Annotated in this window: 14 protein-coding genes; 7 read left to right on the plus strand and 7 right to left on the minus strand. The window is 72.0% G+C overall.

The features are described 5' to 3' along the window. Positions 1–12 precede the first annotated feature (12 nt). The 3 genes from AB0K60_RS22300 to AB0K60_RS22310 all read right to left on the minus strand — a co-directional run bounded on the left by AB0K60_RS22300 (position 13) and on the right by AB0K60_RS22310 (position 4,376). Positions 13–1,182, minus strand: a complete 1,170-nt coding sequence (locus AB0K60_RS22300; RefSeq protein ID WP_364058013.1) for a serine/threonine-protein kinase — start codon at positions 1,180–1,182, stop codon at positions 13–15. 387 nt (positions 1,183–1,569) lie between these two features. Then, entirely contained in the window at positions 1,570–3,225 is a 1,656-nt protein-coding gene (locus tag AB0K60_RS22305) for a fumarate hydratase (RefSeq protein WP_364058016.1), read from the minus strand. Positions 3,226–3,233: 8 nt separating this feature from the next. Beyond that, the gene (locus tag AB0K60_RS22310; protein WP_364058019.1) at positions 3,234–4,376 is read right to left on the minus strand and encodes a DMT family transporter; all 1,143 of its coding nucleotides are present in this window, start codon (positions 4,374–4,376) and stop codon (positions 3,234–3,236) included. A gap of 66 nt (positions 4,377–4,442) precedes the next feature. Here AB0K60_RS22310 and AB0K60_RS22315 point away from each other — a divergent pair, with 66 nt between their 5' ends. The 3 genes from AB0K60_RS22315 (at position 4,443) to iolD (ending at position 8,647) form a co-directional block, all read left to right on the plus strand. Continuing rightward, the gene (locus tag AB0K60_RS22315) at positions 4,443–5,864 is read left to right on the plus strand and encodes a PLP-dependent aminotransferase family protein (protein ID WP_364058022.1); all 1,422 of its coding nucleotides are present in this window, start codon (positions 4,443–4,445) and stop codon (positions 5,862–5,864) included. 69 nt (positions 5,865–5,933) lie between these two features. Further along, complete coding sequence (iolB, locus tag AB0K60_RS22320) at positions 5,934–6,779, plus strand: 5-deoxy-glucuronate isomerase (protein ID WP_364058025.1); 846 nt, start codon at positions 5,934–5,936, stop codon at positions 6,777–6,779. Beyond that, positions 6,776–8,647: a 3D-(3,5/4)-trihydroxycyclohexane-1,2-dione acylhydrolase (decyclizing) gene (gene iolD / locus AB0K60_RS22325; protein WP_364058028.1), complete on the plus strand. Its 1,872-nt coding sequence runs from the start codon at positions 6,776–6,778 to the stop codon at positions 8,645–8,647. The genes iolB and iolD overlap by 4 nt, the downstream gene beginning before the upstream one ends. 150 nt (positions 8,648–8,797) lie before the next feature. Here iolD and AB0K60_RS22330 read toward each other — a convergent pair whose 3' ends face one another. Beyond that, on the minus strand, positions 8,798–10,021 hold the full coding sequence (locus AB0K60_RS22330) for an MFS transporter (protein ID WP_364058031.1): 1,224 nt from the start codon (positions 10,019–10,021) through the stop codon (positions 8,798–8,800). 301 nt (positions 10,022–10,322) lie between these two features. Here AB0K60_RS22330 and AB0K60_RS22335 point away from each other — a divergent pair, with 301 nt between their 5' ends. After that, the gene (locus tag AB0K60_RS22335) at positions 10,323–10,994 is read left to right on the plus strand and encodes a DUF1707 domain-containing protein (protein ID WP_364058034.1); all 672 of its coding nucleotides are present in this window, start codon (positions 10,323–10,325) and stop codon (positions 10,992–10,994) included. A gap of 95 nt (positions 10,995–11,089) precedes the next feature. On the opposite strand, the gene glpX is transcribed toward AB0K60_RS22335, so the two are convergent. Beyond that, positions 11,090–12,124, minus strand: coding sequence for a class II fructose-bisphosphatase (gene glpX / locus AB0K60_RS22340; RefSeq protein WP_364058038.1), 1,035 nt, complete (start codon positions 12,122–12,124; stop codon positions 11,090–11,092). 207 nt (positions 12,125–12,331) lie between these two features. Here glpX and AB0K60_RS22345 point away from each other — a divergent pair, with 207 nt between their 5' ends. Both AB0K60_RS22345 and AB0K60_RS22350 read left to right on the plus strand, forming a co-directional pair. Further along, positions 12,332–12,967, plus strand: a complete 636-nt coding sequence (locus tag AB0K60_RS22345; RefSeq protein ID WP_364058041.1) for a TetR/AcrR family transcriptional regulator — start codon at positions 12,332–12,334, stop codon at positions 12,965–12,967. Positions 12,968–13,068: 101 nt separating this feature from the next. Continuing rightward, positions 13,069–13,701 carry a DUF4245 domain-containing protein gene (locus tag AB0K60_RS22350; protein ID WP_364058044.1) on the plus strand — a complete coding sequence of 211 codons (633 nt, stop codon included), beginning with the start codon at positions 13,069–13,071 and terminating at the stop codon, positions 13,699–13,701. A gap of 244 nt (positions 13,702–13,945) precedes the next feature. Here the strand turns inward: AB0K60_RS22350 and AB0K60_RS22355 are convergent, their stop codons facing one another. Then, positions 13,946–14,206 carry an exodeoxyribonuclease VII small subunit gene (locus tag AB0K60_RS22355; protein WP_364058047.1) on the minus strand — a complete coding sequence of 87 codons (261 nt, stop codon included), beginning with the start codon at positions 14,204–14,206 and terminating at the stop codon, positions 13,946–13,948. A 72-nt stretch (positions 14,207–14,278) separates the two neighbouring features. On the opposite strand from AB0K60_RS22355, the gene AB0K60_RS22360 reads away from it, so the two are divergent. Then, entirely contained in the window at positions 14,279–14,755 is a 477-nt protein-coding gene (locus AB0K60_RS22360) for a GNAT family N-acetyltransferase (RefSeq protein WP_364058050.1), read from the plus strand. A gap of 24 nt (positions 14,756–14,779) precedes the next feature. On the opposite strand, the gene xseA is transcribed toward AB0K60_RS22360, so the two are convergent. Further along, complete coding sequence (xseA, locus tag AB0K60_RS22365; protein ID WP_364058053.1) at positions 14,780–15,994, minus strand: exodeoxyribonuclease VII large subunit; 1,215 nt, start codon at positions 15,992–15,994, stop codon at positions 14,780–14,782. Between the last annotated feature and the right edge of the window lie 30 nt (positions 15,995–16,024).

Genomic DNA, 16,024 nt, shown 5'->3' on the forward strand with positions numbered 1-16,024 from the left:
CTGGCTTTCCGGTTACTTGCGGAAGTTGGGCGGCCAGAACCTCCGGGGGAGGATGGACCGGACAAAAGTAGACAATTGCCGCACTAGCGGATGACTTGGGCTATGTGGGGGTGCTTCGGTCGGGCGGCGGTGCACGCCCTCGGTCTGCCGCTTGCCGGCGCCCTCGGGACCGCGCCGCGGCCAGACGCGCCCGCCCGGTGGTTGATCGACCGACGGCCCGGGTTCCTGCGTCGGCCCGTACGGCAGGCGCAGCGGGTTCGCGCGATGCTGCCCGCGATGCTGCGGCCTGCGCTGGCTCGGCGTCGCGGCCTGCGGCAACCGCAGGGAACGGTGCGCCGGGCCGCCCAGCGGCTCCTCGGCCGAGCCGCCCGCCGCCACCCGGGCGAGCATGAGCGCCGCCCGCACGCCGTCGAGCCGCTGGCGTGGGTCGATCTGCAGCAGGCCGTTCAGCACCGGGGCCAGCGGCCCCGCCTTCGGCATCGGGATCGGCTCGCCGCTGGTCAGCGCGGCCAGGGCCGCGGCCGCCGTACGCCGCCCGTGCAGGCCGCGCCCCTCCACCGCCGTGTAGAGGGTGGCCCCGAGCGACCACAGGTCCCCGGCGGGCGAGGCCTTGTCGCCCAGCACCCGCTCGGGCGCGATGTACCCGGCCGAGCCGAGCACGATGCCCGCCTGCGTGATCGAGGCGTCGCCTTCCAGCGCGGCGAGGCCGAAGTCGGTCAGCACCACCCGGTCCTCGGTGACCAGCACGTTGCTCGGCTTGACGTCCCGGTGCAGGATGCCCTTGGCGTGCACGGCGCGCAGCGCGCCCAACACGTGACGGCCGATCTCGGCCACCCGGCGCGGCGGCAGCGGGCCGTCCTGCCGGATGACCTCCTCCAGGGACCGGGCCCGCAGCAGCTCCATGACGATCCACGGCCGGTCGTCCTCGGTGACCACGTCGTAGACCGTGATGACCGAAGGATGGGCCACCATCGCCGTCGCCCGGCCCTCGCGCTCGGTGCGGGCGCACAGCTCGGCCCGCAGCTCCTCGTCGAGGACGAGCGGGAGCCGTACCTCCTTGACCGCGACCTCGCGGCCCAGAAGCTCGTCGTACGCCCGCCACACGGTGCCCATGCCGCCACGCCCGACCTGCGCCAAAAGACGATAGCGCGCGGCAAGCTGGTATCCGGAGGGCGCACGCATGGGTGGCAGCTTACCGATTTGTTCCTTGCGGCCTGTAGGGACCGGGCCGAATCTTTGTTGGGATCTTCTGTCAAACCTCTGACTGTCGTCAGTCATGGGGCCCGCTGTCCCAATAGTTCAGCCTGATACGTCACGACAAGTCTCACCCCGGCCTGAACCTCGGGCCTCACCGCCCTCGAAAGCGATCCCCACCTTACCGACTGCGGCCGAGACGTCCAATGTTCGCAGGCCCTACGCCGTAGACGATGCGGCGTTTCCAGGGTGTCCAGGGCGTCTGCAGGGCGTCTGCAGGGGCGTCTTCAGGGCTTCCCGGACGTCTCCGGCACCCCCGCGCGGCGGCTCCCGCCGAAACGGCGGGCGGCGCGCGGGGGGCGGGCCGGGAGTCGGCTACACGCGCCGGCCGATGGTGAGGACGGGGCCGGTGGTGTCTTCGAAGAAGTCGTTGCCCTTGTCGTCTACGACGATGAAGGCGGGGAAGTCCTCGACCTCGATCTTCCAGACGGCCTCCATGCCGAGCTCGGGATACTCCAGCACCTCGACCTTTTTGATGCAGTCCTGGGCGAGGCGGGCGGCGGGGCCGCCGATGGAGCCGAGGTAGAAGCCGCCGTACTTCTGGCAGGCCTCGGTGACCTGGCGGGAGCGGTTGCCCTTGGCGAGCATGACGAACGAGCCGCCCGCGGCCTGGAAGCGCTCGACGTAGGAGTCCATGCGGCCGGCGGTGGTGGGGCCGAAGGAGCCGCTGGCGTAGCCCTCGGGGGTCTTGGCGGGGCCGGCGTAGTAGACGGCGTGGTCGCGCAGGTACTGCGGCATCTCCTCGCCCGCGTCGAGGCGCTCGGCGATCTTGGCGTGGGCGATGTCGCGGGCGACGACGAGGGGGCCGGTGAGGGAGAGGCGGGTCTTGACCGGATATTTCGTGAGCTCGGCGAGGATCTCGCTCATCGGGAGGTTGAGGTCGATCTTGACGACGTCGTCCGAGAGGTGTTCCTCGGTGGTGTCGGGGAGGAAGCGCGCGGGGTCCATCTCCAGTTGCTCAAGGAACACGCCCTCAGCGGTGATCTTGGCGAGGGCCTGCCGGTCGGCGCTGCACGACACGGCGATCGCGACCGGGCAGGACGCGCCGTGCCGGGGGAGCCGGATCACCCGCACGTCGTGGCAGAAGTACTTGCCGCCGAACTGCGCGCCGATGCCGAGCCTCTGCGTCAGCTCGAAGACCTTCGCCTCCAGCTCCAGGTCGCGGAACCCGTGCCCGTTCGGCGACCCTGCCGTGGGCAGCGCGTCCAGGTAGCGCGCCGAGGCGTACTTGGCCGTCTTCAGCGCGAACTCGGCGCTCGTGCCGCCCACCACGATCGCCAGATGGTACGGCGGACAGGCCGCGGTGCCCAGCGAGCGGATCTTCTCCTCCAGGAAGGCCAGCATGCGCTTCTCGTTGAGCACCGCCTTGGTCTCCTGGTACAGGAACGACTTGTTCGCCGACCCGCCGCCCTTCGCCATGAACAGCAGCTTGTAGGCGTCGGCGTGGCCGTCCGGGTCCTCGGCGTACAGCTCGATCTGGGCGGGCAGGTTGTTGCCGGTGTTCTTCTCCTCCCACATGGTCAAGGGGGCCATCTGGGAGTAGCGCAGGTTGAGGCGCGTGTAGGCGTCGTACACGCCCCGGGAGATGTGCTCGCCGTCGCGGCCGTCGGTGAGCACGTGCCGCCCGCGCTTGCCCATGACGATCGCGGTGCCGGTGTCCTGGCACATCGGGAGCACGCCGCTCGCCGAGATCGAGGCGTTCTTCAGCAGGTCGAGCGCGACGAATCGGTCGTTGCCGCTCGACTCGGGGTCGTCGATGATCTTGCGGAGCTGGGCGAGGTGGCTCGCGCGCAGGAAGTGGGAGATGTCGTGGATCGCCGTCTCGGTCAGCAACCGCAGCGCCTCGGGCTCGACCTCCAGGAACGTACGGCCCGCCGCCTCGACTTTCCGCACCCCCTCCGCGGTGATCAAACGGTATTCCGTCTCATCGGGTCCCAGCGGAAGCAGGTCGGTGTAGTCGAACTCGGGCATCGATCCTCCTAGGTTTTCCTAGAGGGTACGACTCCGCCGTTCAGGCCTATCACGATGCCCAGGATCACGAGCCCGGCCCCGGCGAGATCCGCGGGGCCGGGGACGCCCAGGCCCAGCACGGCCGTGGTGACGAGCGCGCCGACCGGGATCAGCCCGGCGAACAGGCCCGCCCGCTGGGGGCCGAGCCGGGGCAGGCCGGTGTACCAGAGCAGGAACGCGATCGTGGTGATCACCAGGGACAGGTAGGTCAGGCCCAGCGCCTCGGCGGCCGTCGGCATCCGCAGGAACCCGTCGCCGTCCACGGCCAGGCCGATGACGACCAGCATCGGCACGGCCAGCGCGCAGGAGTAGGCCGACACCCGGACCGCGCCGAGTTTGGGCAGCAGCGGGAGGGCCAGCAGGGAGAAGCACACCTCGCAGGCGAGCGCGACCAGCGCCCACGCGAGCCCGGCCGCGTTGCCGCTGCCGAGGCCGGTGGCGAGCGTGGTCCCGGCCACCACGACGGCCGCCGCGGTGACCAGGCGCGGCGACGGCCTGCCGCCGCCCGTCAGCGCGAGGATGAGCGGGACCGTGCCGAGCACGGTGCCGGCCAGCGTCGGCCCGGCCGCCCGCGCCGACTCGATCATCGCCACGTTGAAGATCACCAGCCCGGTCGTCGCCAGCGCGCCCAGCAGCGCCAGCTCCCGCGCCGTCAGCCGCTCGGCCCTCGTGTGCCGTTCACCTGCCGCGAGCCGACCACGTGCTCTGAGCCGTCGAAGGTGTGCCGTCAGCCGCCCACGTGCCATGCGCCGATTCGGCGCCGCCGGTCGTCCCCACGCTGATTCGGGTCCCTGCGCCGGGCCGGGCTCTGGTGCTGGGCCGGGCTCCCGTGCTGGGCCGTGCTCCCGTGTGGGGCCGTGCTCCCGTGTGGGGTCGGGTTCTCGTGCAGGGCCGAGCCTTCGTGCCACGATGAGCAGAATCGCCGCCGCCACGGCGTACCGCACCGCCTGCCCGCCGTATACCGGATAGTCCGTGATCAGCGCGGACACGCTCGCGAGCGTCCCCACCAGGAACATGGCCGCCGCGGCGTACACCACCCCGCCCACGAGCCATCCGCGGCCCCGCTCTTCCTGGATGTCCGGGGTCGTCCGGATTTCCTGGTCTACGTTCATGCGGGAGATGCTAGGAACGGAATGGCCCTTATCTTTGGTCCATTCAAGCGGCGAAATCGAGGACCAATGGTCGATCTCCATCTCCCCATCGACCGAGCCAAGGGCGGCCTCGCGGCGCAGGTGTCCCGGGCTCTGCGCGACTCCATCCGGTCCGGCCGGCTGCGGCCCGGCGAGCAGCTTCCCGCCACGCGTGAGCTCGCACGCGACCTTCGCCTGTCCAGAGGGGTGATCGTCGAGGCGTACGAACAGCTCGTCGCCGAAGGCTTCCTGGTGTCGCGGGTCGGCGCGGGCACGCGGGTGGCGGAGACGGTTGCGGGTGCCCGTGGCGGCGAGGACGACGACGGCGCGGACGCGAGCGGATTGGATGGCGGCCATTCGGGCGCGGAGGGCCGTGCGACCACGTACTACGGCTATCGGCCGACGTCGCCGGACCTGTCGATGTTCCCCCGGCAGCGCTGGCTGGCGGCGTTGCGGCACGTGCTGACCACGGTGCCGCACGACGCCTTGGACTACGGCGACCCGGGCGGGGCGCCCGAACTGCGGGAGGAGCTCGCGGCCTACCTGCGGCGGGTGCGGGCGGCGGACGCGTCGGCGACGAACCTGGTGATCGTGAGCGGCGTGGCGCAGGCGCTCAGCCTCACCGTGCGGGCGCTGGCGGGGGAGGGGCGGGTGCGGCTCGCCGTGGAGGACCCGACGACGCCTCGCCCGCTTCCGCTGCTCAGGTCGGCGGGCGCGGAGCTGGTCCCGGTGCCGGTGGACGAGGAGGGGATGGACGCCGGGGCGCTGCGCCGCAGCGGGGCCGAGGCGGTGCTGCTCACGCCCGCCCACAACTATCCGACGGGCGTGGTGCTGTCGCCGCGCCGCCGCGCGGAGATCGCCGCGTGGGCGGCCGAGACGGGCGCGACCGTGCTGGAGGACGACTACGACGCCGAGTTCCGCTTCGACCGCGACCCGGTCGGCTGCCTGCAGGGACTCGCCCCCGACCGCGTCGTGCTCGCCGGCAGCGTCAGCAAGTCGCTCGCCCCGGGACTGCGGCTCGGCTGGCTCGTCGCCCCGGCCCCGATCGCCGAGGCCGTACGGAACGCCCGCGAGGCCCAGGACCTCGGCTCGCCGGTGATCGACCAGTACGCGCTGGCCCACTTCGTCGCCACCGGCGCGTACGACCGGCACCTGCGGCGGATGCGGCGCGAGTACCGGACGCGGCGCGACGCGCTGGTCCGGGCGCTCGCCGAGCACCTCCCGCAGGTCCGCGTCCCCGGCGTCGCGGCGGGGCTGCACCTGTACGCGGAGCTGCCCGAAGGCTGGGACGAGCGGAAGATCGCCGACATCGCGTGCGCGGCCGGGCTCACGGCCGAGCCCGTCGCCCCGACGCGGCACGTCCCCGGCCCGCCCGCCGTCGTGATCGGGTTCGCCCGGCTTCCCGCCCACCGCATCGCCGAGGCCGTACACGACCTGGGCAGAAACCTAGGTCCGGATGTCCTGACATGAGCGTTGACGGCACGCCGCGCCTCACCTAGAACTGGACGAGCGGGGGTTTTCCCGACGGTGGAGGCCGATATGACACATATCCCGTTCGGCACGGCGCGGTCGGAGCCGTGGGCCGTGGAGATCACCCCGAAGTCCGCCGGGTGGTCCTACTGCGGCCTGCGCGTGCTCGACCTCGACGGCGTCGCGGAGTTCGGCACCGGCGAGGAGGAGATGCTCGTCCTGCCGCTGTCGGGCTCCTGCGCCGTCGAATGCGACGGAGAGCGGCTCGAACTCGCCGGACGCCCGTCCGTCTTCACCGCCGTCACCGACTTCGCGTACGTCCCCATCGAGGCGTCGGTGCGTCTCACCGGGCGGGGCAGGATCGCGTTGCCGTCGGCGTGCGCCACCCGCAGGCTCCCGGTCCGGTACGGCCCCGCCGACGCCGTGCCCGTCGAGATCAGGGGAGCGGGCCGGGCCACCCGCCAGGTCAACAACTTCTGCGCCCCCGACGCCTTCGACTGCGACCGGCTCGTCTCGGTCGAGGTGCTCACCCCGTCCGGCAACTGGTCCTCCTACCCGCCGCACAAACACGACGCCGAGGGCGAGAACGAGGCGATCCTGGAGGAGATCTACTACTTCGAGGTCGCCGGCGACGGCGTCGGCTACCAGCGCGTGTACGGCTCGCCCGGCCGGCCGATCGACGTGCTCGCCGAGGTGCGCGGCGGCGACGTGGTCCTGGTGCCGCACGGCTACCACGGCCCGTCGATGGCCGCCCCCGGCTACGACCTGTACTACCTCAACGTGCTGGCGGGCCCGGCGGACCAGCGGTCGATGGCGTTCAGCGACGACCCCCGGCACGCCTGGATCCGCGCCACCTGGCATGATCAACCGGTGGACCCGCGTGTGCCGATGACCTCGGGGAAGGAGCGGCCATGAGCGTGGGACGGTCCGGACGCACCGTCCGGCTCACGACGGCGCAGGCGCTGACGCGGTTCCTGCCACGGCAGTGGACCGAGCGCGACGGCGTACGGCGGCGGCTCATCCCCGCCTGCCTGGGCATCTTCGGGCACGGCAACGTCGCAGGGATCGGCCAGGCGCTCGCCGAGCAGGGGGCGGGCGTCGGGGACGCGCTGCCGTACCATCCGGTCCGCAACGAGCAGGCCATGGTGCACACGGCCGCCGCGTACGCGCGCACGCTGAACCGGCTGTCCACCCTCGCCTGCACCAGCTCGATCGGGCCGGGCGCGACGAACCTGGTCACCGGCGCGGCGCTCGCCACGATCAACCGGCTGCCGGTGCTGCTGCTGCCCGGCGACATCTTCGCCACCCGCGTCGCCGACCCCGTGCTCCAGCAGCTTGAGGATCCGCGCACGTACGACGTGAGCGTCAACGACTGCCTGCGTCCGGTGTCGCGGTTCTTCGACCGGATCCACCGGCCCGAGCAGCTTTCGTCGGCGCTGCTGGCGGCGATGCGGGTGCTCACCGACCCGGCCGAGACCGGCGCGGTCACGCTGGCGCTGCCGCAGGACGTGCAGGCCGAGGCGTACGACTGGCCGGAGGAGCTGTTCGCCCACCGGGTGTGGCACGTGCCCCGGCCGGTGCCCGAGCCCGGCGCGCTGGAACGGGCGATCCTGGCGATCAGGGAGGCGCGTCGGCCGCTGATCGTGGCGGGCGGCGGCGTGGTGTACAGCGAGGCGTGGGAGCGGCTGCGCGGCTTCGCCGAGAGGTACGGGATCCCGGTGGGGGAGACGCAGGCGGGAAAGGGCGTCATGCCGCACGACCACCCGCTCGCGGTGGGCGCGATCGGCGTCACCGGCACCGCCGCCGCGAACGCGCTGGCCCGGCGGGCCGACCTGGTGATCGGCATCGGCACCCGGTACAGCGACTTCACCACGGCCTCGCGCACGCTGTTCGCCCAGGCGGCCGGGTTCGTCAACGTGAACATCACCGCGTTCGACGCGGCCAAGCACGCGGGGCTGACGCTCGTCGCCGACGCGCGGGCCGCGCTTGAGGCGCTCGACCTCGGCGACTGGAGGGCCGATCCCGGCTGGACGGCCGGGGCCGTACGGCTCGCCGACGACTGGCGGTGGCGGGTGGACGCGGCCTATGCGGCGGAGGCGCTCACCCAGCCCGCGGTGCTCGGCGCGGTCAACGAGGCCGCCGGGGCCGACGGCGTGGTGGTGAACGCGGCCGGGTCGATGCCCGGCGACCTGCACCGGCTGTGGCGGGCGCGCGACCCCAAGGGGTACCACGTCGAGTACGGCTACTCGTGCATGGGCTACGAGATCGCCGGCGGTCTGGGGATCAAGATGGCCGCGCCGGACCGCGAGGTGTTCGTGCTCGTCGGCGACGGCTCGTACCTGATGATGGCCCAGGAGATCGTCACGGCCGTGCAGGAGGGCGTCAAGCTCGTCATCGTCGTCGTGGACAACCACGGCTTCGCCTCCATCGGCGGGCTGTCGGAGTCGGTCGGCGCCCGGCGTCTCGGCACGGCCCACCGGCTGCGCGGGCCCGGGGGCGGGCTCGACGGCGACCATCTCCCGATCGATCTGGCCGCCAACGCCGGGAGCCTCGGCGCGGACGTGCTGCGCGCCGACACCCTGGCGGAGTTCCGCGCGGCGCTGGCCAAGGCCCGCGAGGCGACCCGCACCACGGTCGTGCACGTACGGACGGTCGCCGGGGACGCGCCGGACTCGGAGGCCTGGTGGGACGTCCCGGTGGCCGAGGTGTCCGGCACGCCGGTCGCGCGGCAGGCCCGTGAGCGGTACGAGGAGGGCAAGAAGGAGCAGCGTCACTACCTTTGAGTCACCTGAGTCACCCGAGTCACCTGAGTCACCGCCTTTGAGGCGCCGCTTCCCCTTGCGCACCCGGGGCACGCGCCTGCGTCGGCTCGGTGGCGCCGCGGCCTGCCCTCCGCGGCGAGGCCGCCCCGGCGCGGCCGGGCGATGGCGGCGTCACCCCTGCGGGTCGGCGGGTTGCGGCGTGGCGGCGGGGCGGTCCTGCGGCGAATCGGGCGAGTCGGTTTTGGGCCGGAACGCGGGGGCCAGGGCGATGAGGACGGCGGCGAGCACGAGCGGGGCGAGCAGGCCGACGCGGAAGTTCCAGGCGTCGGCGAGGCCGCCGACCACGGCCGCGCCCACGATGAAGCCGATGTAGTTGAAGAGGTTGACGCGGGCCACGGCCACTCCGGTGCCGGCCGGGTCGAGCCGACCGGCGGCCGAGAACACCTGGGGCGCGATGACCGACAGGCCGACGCCGGTCAGGGCGAAGGCGGCGATGGCCACGCCCTCGTTGGGGCCGACCACCAGGCCCGTGAAGCCGAGCGTGGCCAGGGCGCCGCCGAGGCGGACGACGGCGGCGGGGCCGTACCGGCGGACGGCGAAATCGCCGAAGACGCGCACCAGGAGCGTGGTCGCCTGGTACGCCCCGAGCGCCAGCGGCACCACGGCGGCCGACGCGCTGAGGACCGAGTCCATGTAGACCGAGCCGAAGTTGGACACGGTGGCGTCGCCGACGTACAGGAAGGCCATCGCCAGGCACAGCGGCAGGATCGGCCCCCACGGGACGTGCGGACGCGCCGCGGGCGTGTCCGGAATCGCCTGGCTCGTGTGCTCCTCGGCGGCGGTGTACAGGCCGGGGACCGCGGAGAGCTGCACGGCCAGCGCCAGGACCATCGCCGGGACGATCGTCACCAGCAGGCTCAGCCCGAGCAGGCCCGCCAGCGACGCCCACCCCGATCCGATCACCGCGCCCACGCTCCACAGGCAGTGGAAGCCGTTCAGGATCGCCCGGCCGTACGCCCGCTCGGTGGCCACCGCCTGCATGTTCATGCCGGCGTCGACGGCGCCCAGGCACAGGCCGAACAGCGCGTTCCCCACCAGCAGCGTGGGGATGTTCGGGGCGGCGCCGACGAGCAGGACGGCCGCGCAGGCGAGCGGCTGGGCGACGCGCAGCACCGTGCGGCTGCCGAGCCGGGACGCGAGGGCGCCGGCGAGCACGCTTCCGACCCCGGCGATGACGGGTACGACCAGCAAAAGCAGGGTCAGCTCGCCCTCGCCGAGGCCGTGCTTGCGCTGCAGCGTGGCCACCTGCGTCAGGAGGGTGGAGAGGGTGAGACCTTGGACGAGGAAGACGGCGAACGTGGCGAATCTCGCGCGGAGGTCACGAGCGGTGGCCATCCGGACCTCCCCTGGGGGTGAAAGATGAGGAAGGTTCAGGTTCCGTCAGGCTAGGACGGGCGTCCCATGCGGTCAATGGCGAGCGTAGACGGACCTCGGCGGGAGGAGAAGATCATGCCGCACACGCATCAGCCGACGGGGGGCCTCCATCGCGTCCGCCGACTGCTCGCCGTGATCGCTCGGCGGGTGCTGGGTCCCCGGTCTCGGCGGTCGGGCTCTGCTCGCCGTTCGACGCGCGGTCGGATGGGGCGTGGGGCCTGACATGTACCGGTCACCCGTGAAGTGACCTACTGTCTGGGGTGTGGAGAGCAATCCTCGGCCCTCGTCGTCGCTCAGCCGTAACCTGTCCGCCCTGTGGTCGGCGTGGGAGCAACGTCGTACCACGACGACCTCCGGCCCGGTCACCCGGTCGACCGAGTTGCGCGCCGCGGACAGCGACCGTGAACTCGTCGTGTCCGTCCTGCAGGACGCCTGCGCCGACGGACGGCTGACGATGGAAGAGCACGAGGAACGGGTGGAGCGGGCCTACCAGGCCAAGACCCTGGGCGAACTCGCCGTGCTCACCGCCGATCTGCTGCCTCCGGACCAGCAGCCGGTCAACCTCGACGACAGCCCGGTCACCGCGCTGTTCCGCGCCGAGCGGCGGGAGGGCCGGTGGGTCGTGCCGCCGCGCTACTCGGCCGCCGCGATCGGCACGTCGGTCACCCTAGACCTGCGCGAGGCCCTGCTGCAGAGCAATCACGTGACGCTGGAGGTCACCGTGATCGGCGGGACGCTGACGCTCATCGTGCCCGAGGGCGTACAGGTGATCATGCCGGCGAACACGATGCTCGGCGGCAAGAAGAACCAGGTGCGGACGCCGCCGAGCCCGGAGGCCCCGCTGATCGAGATCACCGGGCGGGTGGTGCTCGGCAACATCATCGCCAAGTCCCCCAAACCCCCGAAGAAGGGTTTGTTCCGCCGCTCTCGGTAGGACGGCGGCGGACCCGGACGGGCGGGGCCGTCGCGGGTCCGCCGAGGCACGTCAGGCCCCTGTCAGGCCCTCGCCAGGTTCTCGCTAGGCCCCCATCAGACCGCAGTGTCGAAGTTGATGGCGCTGTAGGCGCGCAGCTTCCACAGGCGGTGCTCGCTCTCGATCTTGCGTACGGTGCCGGAGCGGCCGCGCATGACCAGCGAGTGCGTGACGGCGCTGCCGCCGCGGTACCGCACGCCGTGCATGAGCTCGCCGTCGGTGATGCCGGTGGCGGCGAAGAACACGTCGTCGGAGCGGACCAGGTCGTCGATGGTGAGCACCGCGTCCAGGTCAAGACCGGCGTCGAGGGCGCGGCGGCGCTCGTCCTCGTCGCGTGGCCACAGTTTGCCCTGGATGACGCCGCCGAGGCACTTGAGCGCGCACGCCGCGATGATGCCCTCGGGCGTACCGCCGATGCCGAGCATCAGGTCGATGCCGGTGTCCGCGCGAGCCGCCATGATCGCGCCCGCGACGTCGCCGTCGGTGATGAACTTGATCCGCGCGCCCGTCTCGCGGATCTCCTTGACGATCCGCTCGTGCCGGGGGCGGTCGAGGACGACCACGGTGACATCCTGGGTGGAGGACCCCTTCGCCCTTGCCACCGCCTCGATGTTCGCCGCCACGGGAGCGTTGATGTCGACGGCGGACGCGGCCTCCGGGCCCGTCACCAGCTTTTCCATGTAGAACACGGCCGACGGGTCGTACATCGAGCCGCGCTCGCTCACCGCGATCACGGAGATGGCGTTCGACATGCCGAGCGCCGTCAGGCGGGTGCCGTCGATCGGGTCCACGGCCACGTCGCATTCGGCGCCCTGCCCGGCGCCGACGCGCTCGCCGTTGTACAACATGGGGGCGTTGTCCTTCTCCCCCTCGCCGATCACCACGACACCGTCCATCGACACCGTATTGATCAACTGGCGCATCGCGTTCACGGCCGCGCCGTCGGCGCCGTTCTTGTCGCCGCGGCCCACCCAGCGCGCCGCCGCCATCGCCGCGGCCTCGGTCACACGTACCAGTTCGAGGGCGAGGTTCCGGTCGGGTGCGTGTTCGGCGGTGGCCAGCGGGGGAGGTACGGAAGTCTGGTCGGACATGATGAGCCCTTCTCTGCGAACTGCCGCCAACAAGAATCTCAGGCGCGTTACATACGACTTCAGGGTGGTACGTCCCTCCGCCTGGATCTCAGAATCCTTCCCCGCAGAACACTTCCCGGACCGTGTCGCGAGGAGCGGTTGCCCGATGGATGACGGACACTGAACGATGACCGACGTGAAATGGCAACGGAGGATAATGTCGCCACCATGAGCAGCGATACCCAGCGACCGGTCGTGCGCACCTCGGAGCGGGGGGCCGCCACGCGCGGCGCGCTCTTGGAGGCCGCCAAGGAGATATTCGTCACCAGCGGTTTCGCCGAGGCGGGCGTGACCGAGGTCGTGGCGCGCGCCAACGCCAGCGTCGGCAGCCTCTACCACCACTTCTCGGGCAAGGCCGAGCTGTACACGGCCCTGTTCGACGAGTTCCAGGACAGGCAGATCCAGCGCACCAAGCAGGCGACGCAGGCGGCCCGCGCCGCAGGCGTGACCGAGCCGATGCCGCTGCTCATCGCGGGCGCCCGCGCCTACCTGGAGGGCTGCTTCGAGGAGCGGGACCTGGCGGCCCTGTTCCTGCGCGGCGACGGCCCGCCCGGCTTCGAGGTCTACATGCGCGACCGCCTCGGCCAGTGGGTCAAACGCAACGCGGCGCTCTTCGAGGAGGACGAGGGCGCGCTCGCCATCGTCATCACCGGCGCGCTCGCCGCCGTCGTCCAGCGGGTCGCCCTCTCCGAGGACGTCACTCTCGCACGCAAGCTCGCCGAACAGGCGCTGGACATCATCGCCGGCATCCGCGCCCCCTCCACCTCTGACACCGCCTCCGGTTCCGGGGAGGCGGACGGCTGACGGTCCCAGGCGGGGGCGTTTCCGGTGTGCGCCCGGCCGTACCGGCGTGAGGTGGGCGGTGTGGTCGGGGGCGGGGGCCGCAGGCGGTAATCTCGCGTGTCGTGGGCCGATTCACCCAAGGATTTGTGGGATACGCGTTCGCGTTGGTGGTGTGCCTCGCCGCCGTCGGGCTGTTTCTGCTTGTGACGCCGCAGAGCCGTACCGAGCGGATTCCCGAGGTGAACTACTCCATCGACCTGGTGAACGCGCGCCGCCAGGCGGCGTTCGACGTGTGGGCGCCCCCGACGCCGCCGCCGAACTGGATTCCCAACAGTTCGCGGATGCCGCAGGACGGCGCGACCCTGACCTGGCGGCTGGGGTTCGCGACCGCGCAGCGCAAGCACGCCATGCTGGCCCAGAGCGACGAGAAGCCCGCCGCCGAGTTCGCCAACCGCATGGCCAACAGCGACAAGACGATCGGCACCGTGCAGGTGGGCGGGGCGACCTGGGAGCAGCGCTACCGCGAGGACAAGAACCAGCGCTCCCTGATCCGCTTCCTCCCCGACGTCACCCTGGTCGTCACCGGCTCGGCCGACTGGCCCGAGCTCACCACCCTGGCCGCCTCCCTCCAGCCGCACCCCAGGATCACCGGTACGCCCGGCCCAGCGGGGACGGTCACCCCATCGTCCTCGCCATCGTCCTCCCCATCGTCCTCCCCATCGGCCTCCCCATCGGCATCGCCGTCCCCCTCCTGACGATCGCTCCCAAGGGCTGCGGCGCGCTTGCGGCATTCGCCGATGCCGTCTACTCGGCCGTCGAATCTCAAGAACCTTCGCGAGCGGAGCCGCTGTTCGTCAGACGGTCGGCGTGATGCCGCTGCCACAGCGAATCGGGCTCCCGAGACAGTCGCCCTGGTCCATGCCGGGACGGCGCATGCCGTCGTTGTTCGTCCTGGTTCGTTCGTCATGGTTCCCCGGCCGCAGCGGGTCGATGATCGGCTCAGAAGGGGGCCTCGGCGGAGTCGCCGGGTTTCTCCTCGGCGCGTTCGCCGCGTTCGGCCATCGCCGCCGCGAGCCTGACGCGGGCGCCCTGCAGCCACTCCTCGCACACCGCCGCGAGCCGCTCGCCGCGCTCCCACAACTGGATCGACTGCTCCAGGGTGAGTCCACCGGCCTCCAGACGGCGCACGACCTCGGTCAGCTCCTCGCGGGCCTTCTCGTAGGAGGGCGCCTTCTCCTGCTCCGCCTTCTGCTCTGCCACGCAGCCAACCTTACGGCGGCGGGCGGACAAATTAAGTGGCCCGCCGGCCGGACAGCCGCTACTTGTTGGGGCATGAGGGTACGGACCGCGACCATCGACGACATCCCCGAGTTGGTACGGCTGCGCGAGGTGCTGGCGGCTCGCATGAGCGCCGACGCGAACGGATATCCGGCCGTGGCGGGATGGCAGGACTCCTACGCGCGCAGCCTGCGAGAACGGCTGGGTGCCCCGGATGTCGCGGTTTTCGTCATCGACCGTCCGGAGGGCGGAGGATTGGCCGCCTGTGGCATGGGCTTCATCTACGAGCGGTTCCCCGGCCCGGTCCTGCTCGACGGAAGGTTCGGCTACGTCCTGGGCATGGCCACGGATCCCGAATTCCGCCGCCGCGGCTACGGCAGGGCCATCATGGAGGCGTTGCTCGGCTGGTATCGGGACAACGGCGTACGGCGGGTGGACCTGCACGCCACCTCCGACGGGGAGCCGCTCTACCGCGAGTACGGCTTCACCGCCCGCTACCCCGGGCTCACCTGGGTGGATCCGTCGCCGTGACGGCCACCCCGGCGGGGCGGGGGCTCAGCTTGGCGGGTCGGTCACGGTGATGACGCGGACGCGGTCGTCGGAGAAGCGCACGCTCAGCTCCTCGCCCGGCTTCACGTCCGCGGCGAGCCGTACGACGCCGCCGGAGGGGCGCTGCACGATCGCGTAGCCGCGCTCCAGGGTGGCGGCGGGGGAGAGGGCGACCAGACGGGCGCGCAGGTGCCCCAGCGAGTCCTCGGCGCGGTCGAGCGAGGCGGCGAGGCAGCGGCGGGCCCGGTCGCGCAGCGCGTCCACCTGCTCGGCTCGGCGCTCGATCTCCCGCACCGGGTCGGCGAGCGACGGACGGCTGCGCACCGCCGCCAGCCAGGCGGTCTCCCGGTCGAGCCACCCGGTGATGACCCGGCGGCCCCGGTCGCGCAGTTGCCGTATCAGGGCGAGCTGCTCGCCCACGTCCGGCACGACCTTCTTGGCCGCGTCCGTCGGCGTCGAGGCCCGCACGTCGGCGACGAGGTCGAGCAGCGGACTGTCCTGCTCGTGCCCGATCGCGCTCACCACCGGCGTACGGCAGGCCGCCACGGCGCGCACCAGCGCCTCGTCGGAGAACGGCAGCAGATCCTCCAGCGAGCCGCCGCCCCGCGCGATGATGATCACATCGACCCGCGGGTCGGCGTCGAGTTTGCGTAGGGCCTCGGTGACCTCGCCCACGGCGTACGGCCCCTGGACGGCGACCTCCTCCACGGTGAACCGCACGGCGGGCCAGCGCCGCCGGGCGTTCTCCAGCACGTCGCGCTCGGCCGCCGACTCGCGCCCGCAGATCAGCCCGATCGTGCCGGGCAGGAACGGCAGCCGCCGCTTGCGGTCGGCGTTGAACAGCCCCTCGGCGGCGAGCACCTGGCGCAGCCGCTCCAGCCGGGCCAGCAACTCGCCGATGCCGACCGGCCGGATCTCCAGCGCGGTGAAGGCGAACGATCCCCGGTTGACGTAGAAATCCGGCTTTAGGTGCAGCACCACCCGCGCGCCGTCCGCCGGGCGCGGCACGGCCGCCTCGTACACGTTCCGGGGGCACATCACCCGCGCGGACACGTTCGCGACCGGGTCGCGCAGCGTGAGGTACACGGTGCCGCCGCGCACGCTCAGCTCGGTGATCTGGCCCTCCGCCCAGACCATGCCCAGCCTGCCGATCCACTGCGCCACCATCTGCAACACGCTGCGGATCGGCAGAGGTTGCTCAGGCGTACTCTTCGCGGCCATGCCGGGCAGCCTACCGAGGCCGCCCGACAG

It is taken from the genome of Thermopolyspora sp. NPDC052614 (assembly GCF_040678635.1).
Classification (GTDB): Bacteria; Actinomycetota; Actinomycetes; order Streptosporangiales; family Streptosporangiaceae; genus Thermopolyspora.